Here is a 13,541-nt window from a genome sequence, read left to right on the forward strand (position 1 = left end):
CTCAAGCACTTCAGGCGCATCGCCACACGCTTCGACAAGCTCGCCCGAAACTACCTTGCCGCCATCACCATCGCCGCAGCACGCCTCTGGGCCAGAGATTATGAGTCCACGACCTAGCGCGGGCCTATCTCGGCCTCGCCCTGGCCGATGCACGCCGTCTGGAAGCGCTGCTCAGAAGACGAGGAGGTCGGTGAGCGGCTTCCCCTGATGCAGCCGCCGGATCGCTTCCGCGAAGAGCGGCGCGCTCGGCAGGACGTCGAGCTTTTCGCGCGCCGGTCCCGGCGCCAGCCGGAAGGGCGGCACCGAATCGGTCACCACCAGGCGGTCGATCATCGGATCGGATACGAGCTCCGCCGCACCCGGCATGAACAGGCCATGCGTCACCAGGGTGATCACCCGACGGGCGCCGGCTTGACGCGCCGCCTGCGCGGCCCGCAACAGCGTGCCGCCGGTGCTGATCAGATCGTCGATCACCAGTGCCGTGGCGCCCGCCACATCGCCGACGAAGAGCTCACCGGAAACGACACCGGCGCTGCGATGCTTCTCCGCGAAGGCCTTGCCTACCGGTCGGCCGACCGCCCCCTCCAGCGCTTCACGGAACAGCTCGGCCCGCTTGTCGCCGCCGGTATCGGGCGAAACCGCGCAGAGCCGTTCGCCGCCCAGCGACCGGGCGTAATGGACGAAGAGGGGTGCCGCGGTGAGCGCGACAGCGCGGCAGCGGAAGGCGTTCTCGTAAGCCGCCACGTTGTGCACGTCGAGGGTGACGACCATGTCGGCGCCAGCCGCCTCGAACATGCGTGCCACATAGCGGGTGATGACTGGATCATTCGGCTTGGTGCGCCGGTCCTTGCGCGCATAGCAGAGATAGGGAACAACGGCAGTGACGCGGGCGGCACCCGCATCCTTCAGCGCGCCGATGAAGAACAGCAGCCGGCAGAGCTTGTCGTTGGCGCTGTCCGACGGCCCGCCGTGTAGGCTTTGGATGACGTAGACGTCGCTGCCGGCCACGGTGTCGAGCGGACGCGATTTGTGCTCGCCGTCCTCGAAATCGCGCTCTTCAAGCCTGGCGAGCGGCTGGCCGAGCGCCACGGCGATGCCGGCGCCGAGCTCCGCGGTGGCGCGCATGGCGAACAGGCATAACCGATCCGCCGCCATGTCTGTCGACGGCGGGCTGCGCGGCGACCAGATCTTCGTCGTATCTGCCGTCATCTGCTTTACCGCGTCACATGGCTTCGCTGCGGGCGACCCAATCGTCGCCGACCTTGACATAGGACCGTTTCACCGCCGCCCAGGCGATACGGTGAGCGGCCTCTTCGCGCCGCGGATCGTCGAGATGCGCGGCAAAAGCGTGATTGAAGGCTGCGCGATACACGTCCTGCGCATGCGGCGGCAGATGCGATCGCACGCGGGGCGGCAGATCGGCGCTGGTCGCATAGGGCATGGCGGCTAGTCCCCTTGCGCGACGCCGTCGCGGATGCCGTGCCGCCGGCGGAGTACGCGCACGGCTTCGCGCTCAACGGCAAAGTACCGCGCGATCGTATCGTCCGACATGCCGAGATCGGCCAGCGCCGCCAGTGCAGAGGCGGCGATCGGCCAATGGTAGTCGGGCGGCGCAAACGTCCGCTGCGGCCGGTCGGCTCCAGAAACGATGGGAGATCCGCCCATTTCGCCCTCCCGCGAAGGTTGGCGCCGGACTACTCCGACGTCGGGCCCGCCGAGGCCTGCTCTGGCGCACCCTCGCGGATGGCGCGCGTGGCGATCTGCATCAGCTGGCCGGTCTCTTCCGAGTAGTCGCGCACCGCGGTCGCCGCCCATTTCTGCTGCAGCTTGACCAGGTCCACCACACCCTGGCACTGCGCCAGGGACCGGGCGAGCTCGAGGTCACCGTCGATGCGTGCGCTGGCGAAGCGCGCGACTTCCTGCTGCCATTCGAGGCACGCCCGTGTCCATGCCTCACCGGCCCTGCTGACCACATCCGTCATCGCGCCGTTGAACAGGAACGGCGTCGGAAACAGCCTGGTCTCTTCGCCACCATCGCTCTTCATGGATTGCTTACGCATGGGTCCCTCCAATTGCCTTGAAACTATGGCGTGAGGCGGGAGCATCTCACTCCCATACGGCAGAAGATCCTCGCCGATGAAAAGGCGAGGCCGCAGCTCCGACCTTCACTCACCATGAACACCAAACCCCGCCGGCGCGTTGCGACAGATCAAACGGGCCGGCTGTGAATCGTGCGGTCACAAGCTAGTCCCAATAGAGATAGAGTTCGCGACGCTCGCCGGGGCCGATGGTGATCGACCGTTCCATCTCCCTGCCCTCCGCCGCAACCACGACCCGGTAGCCGCCGGCCGGCAAGTGGACCAGCATCAGCGGACCCGTCATCAAGGCCTGCAACACCGTCTCGGAGCCACGGCTGATGCTGACCCGCGCGTCGGCAAGGAACTCGCCACTCTTCTTGCGCGCCGTCAGAATTCGGAGGTTGAACTGCGGCCGGAGCTGCTCCATCTGCGCCTGCTCGTCGGCGCCGACGCCGCCCGTCACGAAGCGGCCACTTGGATAGGTCTGCACCTCGAGCGGCATGGCCATGGCCGCCAGGCTGCCGAGCAGCCAGGTGCCCATCACCAACGACATCAGCCCTGCTCGCATCGCCGGCCTCCGTCTCGATGCCTCGCCTGCGATCCCGGATGAGGACGGGCGCATTCCGCGCGGGTCGCCCATCCTGGTCCCATTCTCACTTCGACTTGATCGCGATCTTCTTCTCCTTGGACTTCGCCTCCGCCGACTTCGGCAAGGTGACGGTCAGGACGCCCTTCTCGAAAGCCGCCTCGATCTTGGCGTCGTCGACGCCGGTCGGCAGCTGGAACGAGCGGGTGAAACTGCCGTAGCGCCGCTCGGACAGATAGCGGCCCTTGTCCTTCTCCTCGCGCTCTTCCTTCTTCTCGCCCTTGATGGTGAGGATGTTGTCGGCGATCTTCACGTCGACATCCTTCTCGTCGATGCCGGGCAGCTCCGCCGTCACCAGGTAGCGATCCTCCTTCTCCACCAGATCGACTGCCGGCGCGCTGAACGCAAATGGACGGTCGGCGCGGCGGAACGGCTCGAGGTCGAAGAAGCCACGGCCGAACAGCGGCCGGCCGAATCCGCGGCTGAAATCGTCGAATACCCGATCGATCTCCCCACGAAGCGATTCCAGTGGCTGCCAGATTGACGGTGCCGGGACCGGCTGTTCGCTGCCGGTGGCGACAGATTTGTTCTGTGCTTCGGCCATGGTCTGACCTCCTCTCTTGTTCGGTGTGTTGGCTCTCGCCTACTAGCGCGGATGCCGACGACCGGCGATGACCCAGATCAAGATTGCCGGCTTTCGCCCCTCTCGCTTCTCACATCCCCATCTCCGCTTCGGCCGTCTGGGTCTTCTTCGGTTCGGGGACCTCGGTCATGGTTGCCTCGGTGAGCAGCAGGACGCTTGCGACCGACACGGCGTTTTCCAGCGCGATGCGGACGACTTTGGTCGGGTCGATGATTCCGGCTTCGACCAGGTCGACGTATTGCGAGCGCGCGGCGTCGAAGCCGTAATTGCCCTTTCCCTCCAACATACGCGCCACCACCACACCGCCATCGACCGCCGAGTTCTCGGCGATCTGACGCGCCGGCGCTTCAAGCGCCCGCTTCAGGATCTGCAAGCCGGTCCTTTCGTCGCCGCTGCAATTCGCCTCTTCCGCAGCGACCGCCTGGATGCAGCGCAGCAGGGCGAGGCCGCCGCCCGCCACGACGCCCTCCGCCACCGCCGCCTTGGTGGCGCTGATCGCGTCGTCGAGCGCCTCCTTCTTCGACTTCATCTCCGCTTCGGACGGCGCGCCGACGCGGATCACCGCGACGCCGCCGGAAAGCTTGGCCAGGCGCTCCTCCAGCTTCTCCCGGTCGTAGTCGCTGGTGGTGTCCTCGATCTCGCGCCGAATCTGCTGGACGCGGCCATCGATCCGCTTGCGGTCACCGGCGCCGCCGATCAGCGTCGTGTGCTCCTTGTCCACCACCACTCGGCTGGCACGGCCGAGCAGCTCCAGGGTCGCGGTTTCGAGCTTTATGCCAAGTTCCTCGGAGACGAGCTGGCCGCCGGTCAGAACCGCCATGTCCTCCAGCATCGCCTTGCGTCGATCGCCAAATCCTGGTGCCTTGACCGCGCAGGCCTTCAACACGCCGCGTATGTGGTTGACGATCAGTGTCGCCAGCGCCTCGCCCTCGACATCCTCTGCCACCACCAGGAGCGGGCGGCCGGATTTCGCAATCTGTTCGAGCAGTGGGATCAGGTCTCGAAGCGCACTGATCTTGCGATCGGAGAGCAGAACCAGAGCGTCCTCGAGCACCGCCTCCATCCGCTCTGCATCGGTGATGAAATAGGGCGAGAGAAATCCGCGATCGAACTGCATACCCTCGACCACATCGAGGATCGTTTCGGTGGTCTTCGATTCCTCGACCGAGATCACGCCTTCGCCGCCGACTTTCTCCATCGCATCGGCAACCAGTTCGCCCACCGCCGCATCGTTGTGCGCTGAGATAGTGGCAACCTGGGCTTTCTCCTTGCGGGTCTTGACGGTCTGAGACATAGCGCGCAGCGCTTCAATCGCGCATTTGGCGCCCCGATCCAGGCCGCGCTTCAGGTCGATCGCGCTGGCGCCGGCGACCACGTTGCGCACGCCGTCGGACAGGATGGCATGCGCCAAGATCGTTGATGTGCTCGTGCCGTCGCCGACGATGTCGCCGGTCCGCTCGGCCGCCTGGCGCAGTACCTGTGCGCCAAGGTTCTCCTCTGCGTCTTTAAGCGAGAATTCCTTGGCAATCGTCACGCCATCATTGCAGACGACAGGCGCGCCCCAGCTCTTCTGGATCAGAACCGATTTCGACTTCGGCCCAAGGGTGACGCGGATGGCATCAGCCAGTTGCGTGGCGCCGCGCAGAATTTTCTCGCGGGCGGCAGACCGGAAAAGAACCTGCTTGTGTGGCATGGAGGCCCCCGAGGGGTTTGACCAACGTTGACAGTCTCCATGACAGACGGCCGCGCCGCGTTGACTTGCCTCAAGTCCCGAGGCCCGGCGGCGCAATCAAGCCTTCGCGCATCAAAACCTCGGTCATGTGCCGGGCTTCTGCGATGGTGGCGCGCGCGGTTGCGTATAACTCAGCCGCGCCGGCGGTCCGGCCGGCGACCTCTTCGCTTTGCGCCGCGACGCCGCAAGCCGCCGCGACATGCGCGGCAACCTCCCAGTCGTCCATGCCTGGCAGGATTCGCGACTCGTCGACCCCAATCCGCTCGGCCTGCCGCACCAGCTCGTCGGCGGCAGCGATTGCCATGCCGTCGGTGATCAACCGGGCACGGATATCCAGCACGCCGCGGAACATGCCGGGGAAAACCAGCGAGTTGTTGACCTGGTTGGGGAAGTCGCTGCGGCCGGTGGCGACAATGCGGGCACCCGCGGCGCTCGCCTCCCATGGCCAGATTTCCGGCACCGGATTGGCGCAGGCGAAGACGATGGCATCGCGCGCCATGGTGGCGATCCAGGCAGGCTCGATGACGCCGGGGCCGGAGCGGGAGAAGGCGATGCAGGCATCCGCCCCCGCCAGCGCCTCGGCAATGCCGCCGGTGACCGCATCACCGTTGCTCTCCAGGCAAACCCGCCATTTGTCCGGAAACAGCGCCTGTTTCTGGGCGATATCGTCGCGGCCACGATGCAGCACGCCCTTGCTGTCGCAAGCAATGATGGCCCGCGGATCGACGCCGGCGATCTTGAGCAGCCGGTAGACGGCGACATTCGCGGCGCCTATGCCGACCATGGCGATGCGGATGCCACCGAGCGACTTGCCGACGATCGACAGAGCGCTTTTCAGACCAGCCAGCGCGACCGTGGCAGATCCCTGCTGGTCGTCATGCCAGATCGGAATGTCGAGGCCGGTGCGCAACGCATCGAGGACGCGGAAGCATTTCGGCTGGGCAATGTCCTCGAGATTGATCGCCCCGAAACTCGGCGCCAAGGCGCGGACGGTTCGGACGATCTCGTCCGGGTCCTTGGCATCAATGCAGAGCGGCACCGCGTCAACACCACCGAGATATTTGAACAGCAGCGCCTTGCCTTCCATCACCGGCAGGCCGGCCGCCGGCCCGATATCACCGAGGCCGAGCACCCGGCTGCCATCAGACACGATAGCGATGCTGTTGCCCTTGTTCGTGTATTCGTAGACTGCCCCCGGATTGGCGGCGATGGCGCGGCACGGCGCGGCGACGCCCGGCGTGTACCAGATGGCGAAGTCCTCGATGCCGCGGATCGGGCATTTCGGCGCCATCTGGACCTTGCCGCGATAGAGCGGGTGCAGCCGCATGGCCTCCGCGACCGGCTGCTGGGCCTGTTCGATCCGTGCGTCCCGCTGATCCATCGCCCCGGCTCCGGTCGGCACCGGCGGGAATGCCCTTAGCTCTCCCGCCGCCAGTTAACGCGGACGAAGTAGCCCTGCTCGTCGTAATGCGAGTCGAGCTTGCCGTGGAAAGCGTGCCTGACGGCGTCGCCGATCCGCCGTGGCAGATGAATGTCGGTCGTTTTCACCACCAGCGCGTCGCCTTCGCGCTCGATCGCCATGATCCGATTGAGCGGGTGCTCGCGCTTCTCGGCCTCTTCCTGGTGCCGCAGCAGCGCCCGGATCTCCGCCTCATGCGAGGCAACGAAATCACCGTGCAGCGTAACCAGCCCGGCCGGATGTTGGTCCGAGATACGGTGGCAGGCCGGACATTTCTCCTCGTGTGCGCCGGCCGGCTTTGCGCCCCAGCGCCAGCGGCCGTCCTGGAACACAGCGCTGCATTGCGGGCAGACCGTCGGCTCCACCGGTTTGGCGCGCAGACGGTAGGTGTCCTGCACCAGTTCCTGCTGCGCCCGCCCGAAGCGGCGTCGGTGGCTGTGCGATGTCGGTGTCGGCGCCGCTGGCTTCGTCATTTCGCATCCCCGTGGTGCAAGCTGTGATGGCGCTCAGGCATTGCGCCCGAGACCGACCCACAGATCCTTGATCTCCTTCGGCAGCGCGCCGATCAGCTTGCCGACCTCGCCGACATCGACCTTGTCCCACATGACGTCGAACACGGCACGCGTTGCGTGTTCGGCATCCCAGACCGCGCTGGGCGGGAATTCCGCGCGCACATGATCGAGGAACTGCTGTTTGTGGCGCTCCTTGGTCGGCGTACCGGCGAGGTGCCAGCCCTCGTAGTAGACGCCGCGCAGCAGGGTTGGCAGCTGGGCACCGAGATGGCTCGCATTCTCCGGCCCGATCCGGTCGCGCAGCGCATGCAAGACGGCCCTCAGCGTGACATAGGCGCGGTGGCGGTCGGCCGTGTCGAGCTTCTCCATCACCGCCTTGAGCCAGATGTTGGTCTCTTGAACTGTCTTGTCGAAGGTATCGAGGCCAGTGGTCGTCATCGAGCTCTCCTCCGCTTCGCCCACTCCGGCACCCTTGAAATGAAAGCTAGGCCCGCCCCGTCGCGGTCACCTTGAGGCAGATCAACCGGGGCGGCGAGATCAGCCGGCGAGCTTGGCGGCGAGATAGTCGGTGGCGCCGGCGATGGTCAAAAGCAACGGGTAGTCCGCTTCCGGAATATCGACCCGAAGCCGCGTGTGCAGCGCGATGATGATGTTGAGGACATCCATCGAATCGAGATCGAGTGCTTCTCTGATGTCGCTCCCCGGATCAATAGCGCCGGGCTCGGTATCCGGTGCGATGTTGGCGATCTCCTCGATGACGATGCGGCGGATGTCGTCCTTGCTCATAGCCCCTCCGGCTCTTGCAGACGCCGCGCGACGGCGAGCAGGAACAGCGCGCCACGATGGCCGTCGCTCGCCCGATGGTCGGCGGCGAGCGATGCGGTCATGACCATGCGCGGCCCAATCCGATCGCCCACGACCCAGGGCCGCGAGGCGGGCGTGCCGAAGCCGACCAGCGCCACCTGGGGCGGATAGATCACGCCGAGCAGGCCATCGACGCCGCGGTCGCCGAGGCTGGAGACGGTGACTGTCGGATCGAACAGCTCCGAGCTGCGCAGCCGCCCGGCACGCGTGCGGGCAACCAGGTCGCGCAGCGCCGCCATCAGTTCGTCGAGATGTTTGATGTTGGCGTCGTGGATGGCAGGCGCCACCAGCCCGCCGCCGCGGATAGCGATGGCAGTGCCGATGTGGATCTCTGCGCTCGGTCGGAACGCGTTCTCGACAAAGTGGCCGTTGAACTCCGGGAAATCGCGCAGGGTCAAGGCTACGGCCTTGAGCAGCAGAGGCGCGAGCAGCAGCCGCTCCGGCGGTTGCCGGCCTGCATTGAGCGCCTCCAGCCAGGCTAGCGTCGCCGTCACGTCGACCTGATGCGTCAGGTAGTAATGCGGAATCTCGCGGTTCGACCGGGCCATGGCTGCGGCGATCGCCTTGCGCATCTCTCCGGGATCGATGCCGCGCCGCGGCGTCGGTGCCCCGGTCTTGGCCAGGGCCCGCTCGACATCGGCGCGCACGATGGCGCCTCCGGGACCGGTGCCGACCAGCCCTGCGAGCGCGATGCCCCGCACGGCGGCGAGCTGCCGGGCGGCGGGCGACGTCCGGTCACGCGTGGCCTCCGAGGGGCGCGCTTCGATCGGCCGGGCCACGGGGCGGGATGGTGCAGCCGGTGCGGGCGCGGGCTCCGACTTGGGCATCGGCGGAGTTGCCTCGGCCACAGCAGGCCGCGCAGGCTCGCCTGCACCGCGCACGAGGGCGAGCGGCGCGCCGACCGGCACGCGCGTGCCGGGGTCGACCAATAAGCGCTCGATTGTGCCGGCCTCGAAGATTTCGATCTCGATGGCACCCTTCTGCGTCTCGACCACGGCGATGATGTCGCCGCGCGACACCGCCTCGCCCGCCTGCTTCAGCCACTCGACCAGGACGCCGTCCTCCATGTCGGCGCCGAGGGAGGGCATGCGGAACTCCGACATGCCCGGGCCTCAGCGACCGAGCGTCGCGCGGACGGCGGCCACGATCGCGGCCGGCTGCGGCAGGGCGGCCTGCTCCAGGTGGCGCGGATAGGGGATCGGCACCTCGGCCGTGCAGACCCGGCCGACCGGCGCATCGAGCTCCCAGAACGCGTGCTCCATGATCAGCGCGCTGATCTCGGCCGAAAGCCCGCCGGTGCGCCAGCCCTCGTCGACCACGACGGCACGGCGCGTACGGGCGACCGAGGCGACGATGGTGGCGGTGTCGAGCGGGCGCAGGGTGCGAAGATCCACCACCTCGGCCTCGATGCCGTCGGCCGCGAGTGCCGTCGCGGCTTCCAGCGCCTTGCCGAGCGTGCCGCCATAGCCGATCAGCGTGACGTCGCGGCCCAGCCGGCGGACCGCGGCCTTGTCGATCGGCACCGCGCCGGCATCCGCGGTGAGCTCCCCCGCCATGTTGTAGAGCATGACGTGCTCGAAGATGATGACCGGATTGGGATCCTCGAGCGCGGTCGCCAGCATGCCGCGTGCATCGGCGAGCGTGGCCGGCGCCAGGACTTTCAGGCCCGGCACGTGAGCATACCAGCCTTCCAGGCTGTGCGAATGCTGCGCGGCGAGCTGCCGGCCTGCCCCGGTCGCCATGCGGATCACTACCGGCACGTTGAACTGGCCACCCGACATGTGCAGCAAGGTCGCAGCCGTGTTCACGATCTGGTCGAGCGCCAGCAGGCTGAAGTTGACCGTCATGATCTCGACGATCGGGCGCATGCCGCCAAGTGCCGCACCGATGCCGGCGCCGACAAAAGCGGCCTCGGAAAGCGGCGTGTCGCGGATGCGCTCCGGCCCGAATTCCGCCAGCAGCCCCTTGCTGACCGCGTAGCAGCCGCCGTAGCGGCCGACATCCTCGCCCATCAGGAACACACGCTCGTCGGCCTTCAGGGCGGCGCGGATCGCCGCGCGCACCGCCTCGCGATAGGTGGTCTGCACCATGCCGGCGGCGCTCATGCGCGCTTCTCCGCCAGCACGTAGCGGGTCAGGTCTTCGACCGGCTCCCAATTGCCCGCCTCGGCAAAGACGACGGCGCTGTCGACCTCGGCGGAAACCTCGGCTTCAATGCCGGTCACCTCCGTGTCATGCAGCATGCCGTTCGACTTGAGCCATTCGGTAAAGCGCAGGATCGGGCCGCGTTTCTTCCAGACCTCGACCTCGGCCTTGTCTCGGTAGAGCTCGGCATCGAACATGGAATGCGCCCGGAACCGGTAGGTCCGGCATTCCAGGAAGCGCGGGCCGCCCCCGGCGCGGATGGCCGCCACGGCACGGCGCGCCGCCGCTTCGACGGCAATGACGTCCATGCCGTCGACCGCCTCCGACGGTATCCGGTAGCTCTGCGCCTTGGCATGGATGTCGGTCTCGGATTCCGACAGCGCCAAGGCGGTGCCCATGGCGTAGAGATTGTTCTCGCAGATGAACAGGACCGGCAGCTGCCACAGCGCGGCGAGGTTGAGGCTCTCGTGGAACTCGCCTTCCGCCACCGCCCCTTCGCCGAAGAAGCATGCAGTGATGTTCTCGCGACCCCGCATCTTGTCGGCGAGCGCCAGGCCGATCGCGAGCGGCAGCCCGCCGCCGACGATGGCATTGCCGCCATAGAAGCGCGTCGCTGCATCGAATACATGCATGGAGCCGCCGCGGCCACGCGAGCAGCCCTCCTTCTTGCCGTACATCTCGGCCATCAGCGGGCCCATCGCAACACCGCGGGCCAGAGCATGGCCATGCTCGCGATAGGTGGCGACCGCCGCATCGCCTGGCGCGAGCGACTGCATGACGCCGACGGCAACGGCCTCCTCGCCGATATAGACATGCAGGAAGCCGCGGATCTTCTCGGCGCTGTAGAGCTCGACGCACTTCTCCTCGAAGCGGCGGATGCGTAGCATCTGCCGCAACAGCTCGATCAGATGAGCGTGAGTGAGTCGCGGCTTCGTGCTGTCCGGCATCGTCATTTCTCGTCGCTTTCGAGGGTCGAGAGATCGCCCTCCGGCAGGCCAAGCTCGCGCGCCTTGAGCAGGCGGCGCATGATCTTGCCGCTCCGCGTCTTCGGCAGGTTCGCGCGGAAATCGATCTCGCGCGGCGCCACCGCCGCGCCAAGGCGCTTGCGGGCATGGCCGAGGATGTCCTTGCGCAGCGGCTCGTCGGCACTGAAGCCTGGCTTCAGCGCCACGAACGCTTTCACCGCCTCACCCATGATCGCATCCGGCTTGCCGATGACAGCCGCCTCGGCCACCGCAGGATGCTCCATCAGCGCGCTTTCGACCTCGAACGGACCGATCAGGTGGCCGGCCGATTTGATCATGTCGTCGGCGCGGCCGACGAACCAGAAGTAGCCGTCGGCATCACGCATCGCGAGATCGCCGGTCAGGTACCAGCCGCCGGCGAAGCACTTCTGATAGCGTTCGTCCTCGTTCAGATAGCCGCGGAACATCGACGGCCAGCCGGGGCGCAACGCCAGCTCGCCGACCGCCATCGGGGTATCGAGCGGCGTCACATCGCCGGCGCCGCGCGAGACGATGGCGGCCTCGATGCCGGGCACCGGCCGGCCCATCGACCCAGGCCGGATATCCATGGCGGCGAAGTTGGCGATCATGATGCCGCCGGTCTCGGTCTGCCACCAATTGTCGTGGAACGGCCGGCCAAATGCTTCCTGGCTCCACATCACCGCTTCCGGATTGAGCGGCTCGCCGACGCTGGCCATGAAGCGCAGATGCCTCAGGTCGTACTTCCACACCGCGTCCGCACCGAGCTTCATCATCAAACGGATCGCAGTCGGCGCGGTGTACCAGACCGTGACGCACTGGTCCTGCAACACGCGGTACCAGTGCTCGGCATCGAATTCCTGCTCGTCGACCAGCAAAGTCGCGCCGTTGGTCAATGGGGCGATGATGCCGTAGGAAGTGCCGGTCACCCAACCGGGATCCGCCGTGCACCAGACGCGATCATCGGGGCGTATGTCGAGCGCGAGGCGGCCGGTGACATGGTGGGCGACGACAGCCTCGTGCACATGCACGGCGCCCTTGGGCCGCCCGGTCGTGCCGCTGGTGAAGTGCAGCAGCGCCATGTCCCCTGCCGCGGTCGGGACGATCGCGAAGTCGTTGCCGGCCTGCCGCAGAGCGTGATCCAGCGAAAGCGTGCGAACCGGCAGCGCGTCGCCTTCCGCATCCGCGAGCAGCACATGCCGAAGCTGTGGCATCTGATCCCGCCAGGGCAGAACCTTCTTCCGGTAGAGCGCCTCGGTCGTCACCAGCACACGTGCATCGCCCAGCGCCATGCGCATGCGCACAGGCTCGGGCCCGAAGGCCGAGAACAGCGGCGATAGCACGCACCCTGCCTTCCAGGTGCCGAGCGCCGCGACGTAGAGCTCAGGGATCCGCCCCGCGAGCAGGAACACGCGCTCGCCCTTCGCCACGCCCAGGTCGCGCAGCGCATTGGCGAAGCGATTGGAGAGAAGCATCAGATCGCGATAGGAAAAGTCGCGAACAGTCCCATCTTTGCCCAGCCAGCGGAGGGCCAGGCGGTCGCCGTGGCCGCGCCGAACATGCCGGTCCACCGCCTCGAACGCTATGTTCAATCCGCCGCCAGGCAGGCCGTCCAGCTCCGCGCGGGCGTTGTCCCAGGAGAAGCTTGCGCAGGCCTCGTCATAGCTCGCGAGGTTGGGATCGCCGCCACTCTGCGCCTGTTTGTGCAGGGTAGGCCAAGCCAAGCCGATTTCCTCCGCTTGTTGAGCCGATCCGCGCCGAAGTTTGGACGGCGAACTCACATGAATTGTGCCGCGAGAGGGGATTGACGGCGTTGACCTGGATCAGCCCTCGATCTGTGTCGGCCAGATCGGGACCCGCGGTGCTAGGATTGCCGGACGACGCGGCGCCGTGGACAGCAACAAGCGCAACGCTCGCATCCATGGCGCTCGCGCAAGGAAAGTCGGCTCCTCGATGGACAAGGAACTGGAACGGCTGCGCGACAAGTTGCGAGAGATAGAAACGGAGATCGAGCGAAAGTTCGAGGTACACGGCGCCGAGATGCGCTATCGGATCGAGCGGAACAAAGCCATTTTCGAGCGCGGTGTGCTCGACCAACACCGTCGGATCAAGGTCGGACTCGTTCAATTCCTGAGGCGATCATCGCTGCCCACGCTGGTGACGGCGCCGGCGGTCTACGGCCTCGTCATTCCCCTGCTCGCGTTGGATTTCGCCGTAGCGGCGTATCAGCTCATCTGCTTCCCGGCCTGGGGCATCGCGCGCATCCGCCGGTCGGACTACATCGTGATCGACCGACATCGTCTGGCCTATCTGAACGGCGTCCAGAAGCTGAATTGCATCTATTGCGGCTACGCCAACGGATTGATCGCTTTGGTGCGCGAGGTGGCGAGCCGGACTGAGCAGTACTGGTGCCCGATCCGGCATGCCCGCGGCATCAAGGGCGCGCATCTGCGTTACGATGGCTTCCTTACCTACGGTGACGCCGAGGGCTTCCGCGATCGGCTCGAGGAGCTGAGGGACGAAGTCAGGCGGCTGTGAGC

General features: G+C 66.7%; 16 protein-coding genes and 1 pseudogene. 2 read left to right on the forward strand and 15 right to left on the reverse strand.

What is annotated here, in order from left to right; genetic code table 11:
• Nucleotides 1-117: pseudogene (locus DT074_RS23325) on the forward strand (IS5/IS1182 family transposase); the annotation flags it as partial.
• Nucleotides 118-171: 54 nt separating this feature from the next.
• Here the strand turns inward: DT074_RS23325 and DT074_RS23330 are convergent.
• The 15 genes from DT074_RS23330 to acsA form a co-directional block, all read right to left on the reverse strand.
• Nucleotides 172-1,155 (reverse strand): ribose-phosphate diphosphokinase, encoded by a 984-nt coding sequence (locus tag DT074_RS23330; RefSeq protein ID WP_119422273.1) that lies wholly within the window; start codon nucleotides 1,153-1,155, stop codon nucleotides 172-174.
• Between the two features lie 67 nt (nucleotides 1,156-1,222).
• The gene (locus DT074_RS23335; RefSeq protein WP_119422274.1) at nucleotides 1,223-1,441 is read right to left on the reverse strand and encodes a ChaB family protein; all 219 of its coding nucleotides are present in this window, start codon (nucleotides 1,439-1,441) and stop codon (nucleotides 1,223-1,225) included.
• 5 nt (nucleotides 1,442-1,446) lie between these two features.
• On the reverse strand, nucleotides 1,447-1,665 hold the full coding sequence (locus DT074_RS23340) for a hypothetical protein (RefSeq protein ID WP_119422275.1): 219 nt from the start codon (nucleotides 1,663-1,665) through the stop codon (nucleotides 1,447-1,449).
• Between the two features lie 29 nt (nucleotides 1,666-1,694).
• Nucleotides 1,695-2,060, reverse strand: coding sequence for a phasin family protein (locus tag DT074_RS23345; protein WP_162915139.1), 366 nt, complete (start codon nucleotides 2,058-2,060; stop codon nucleotides 1,695-1,697).
• A gap of 184 nt (nucleotides 2,061-2,244) precedes the next feature.
• Nucleotides 2,245-2,646: a peptidase associated/transthyretin-like domain-containing protein gene (locus DT074_RS23350; RefSeq protein WP_162915140.1), complete on the reverse strand. Its 402-nt coding sequence runs from the start codon at nucleotides 2,644-2,646 to the stop codon at nucleotides 2,245-2,247.
• An 85-nt stretch (nucleotides 2,647-2,731) separates the two neighbouring features.
• Nucleotides 2,732-3,268, reverse strand: a complete 537-nt coding sequence (locus DT074_RS23355; protein WP_119422278.1) for an Hsp20/alpha crystallin family protein — start codon at nucleotides 3,266-3,268, stop codon at nucleotides 2,732-2,734.
• 109 nt (nucleotides 3,269-3,377) lie between these two features.
• A complete protein-coding gene (groL, locus tag DT074_RS23360) occupies nucleotides 3,378-5,000 on the reverse strand; it encodes a chaperonin GroEL (protein WP_119422279.1) in 1,623 nt (540 codons plus the stop codon).
• A 70-nt stretch (nucleotides 5,001-5,070) separates the two neighbouring features.
• On the reverse strand, nucleotides 5,071-6,420 hold the full coding sequence (locus tag DT074_RS23365) for an NAD(P)-dependent malic enzyme (RefSeq protein WP_119422280.1): 1,350 nt from the start codon (nucleotides 6,418-6,420) through the stop codon (nucleotides 5,071-5,073).
• A 35-nt stretch (nucleotides 6,421-6,455) separates the two neighbouring features.
• Nucleotides 6,456-6,971, reverse strand: a complete 516-nt coding sequence (locus DT074_RS23370; RefSeq protein WP_368744869.1) for a BCAM0308 family protein — start codon at nucleotides 6,969-6,971, stop codon at nucleotides 6,456-6,458.
• Between the two features lie 33 nt (nucleotides 6,972-7,004).
• Nucleotides 7,005-7,448 carry a DUF2267 domain-containing protein gene (locus DT074_RS23375; RefSeq protein WP_119422301.1) on the reverse strand — a complete coding sequence of 148 codons (444 nt, stop codon included), beginning with the start codon at nucleotides 7,446-7,448 and terminating at the stop codon, nucleotides 7,005-7,007.
• A gap of 99 nt (nucleotides 7,449-7,547) precedes the next feature.
• The gene (locus tag DT074_RS23380; protein WP_119422281.1) at nucleotides 7,548-7,796 is read right to left on the reverse strand and encodes an acyl carrier protein; all 249 of its coding nucleotides are present in this window, start codon (nucleotides 7,794-7,796) and stop codon (nucleotides 7,548-7,550) included.
• Nucleotides 7,793-8,977 (reverse strand): dihydrolipoamide acetyltransferase family protein, encoded by a 1,185-nt coding sequence (locus tag DT074_RS23385; protein WP_119422282.1) that lies wholly within the window; start codon nucleotides 8,975-8,977, stop codon nucleotides 7,793-7,795. Before DT074_RS23385 ends, DT074_RS23380 begins: the two co-directional genes overlap by 4 nt.
• Nucleotides 8,978-8,986: 9 nt before the next feature.
• Nucleotides 8,987-9,979, reverse strand: coding sequence for an alpha-ketoacid dehydrogenase subunit beta (locus DT074_RS23390; protein ID WP_368744870.1), 993 nt, complete (start codon nucleotides 9,977-9,979; stop codon nucleotides 8,987-8,989).
• Nucleotides 9,976-10,971, reverse strand: coding sequence for a pyruvate dehydrogenase (acetyl-transferring) E1 component subunit alpha (pdhA, locus tag DT074_RS23395; protein WP_438503707.1), 996 nt, complete (start codon nucleotides 10,969-10,971; stop codon nucleotides 9,976-9,978). The genes DT074_RS23390 and pdhA overlap by 4 nt, the downstream gene beginning before the upstream one ends.
• A complete protein-coding gene (acsA, locus tag DT074_RS23400; RefSeq protein ID WP_438503708.1) occupies nucleotides 10,968-12,731 on the reverse strand; it encodes an acetate--CoA ligase in 1,764 nt (587 codons plus the stop codon). Before acsA ends, pdhA begins: the two co-directional genes overlap by 4 nt.
• A gap of 223 nt (nucleotides 12,732-12,954) precedes the next feature.
• Between acsA and DT074_RS23405 the strand changes: the two genes are divergently transcribed.
• Entirely contained in the window at nucleotides 12,955-13,539 is a 585-nt protein-coding gene (locus tag DT074_RS23405) for a hypothetical protein (RefSeq protein ID WP_119422285.1), read from the forward strand.
• Nucleotides 13,540-13,541 lie beyond the last annotated feature (2 nt).

This window comes from Desertibaculum subflavum (assembly GCA_003576705.1).
In the GTDB taxonomy this organism is placed as follows: domain Bacteria; phylum Pseudomonadota; class Alphaproteobacteria; order Ferrovibrionales; family Ferrovibrionaceae; genus Desertibaculum; species Desertibaculum subflavum.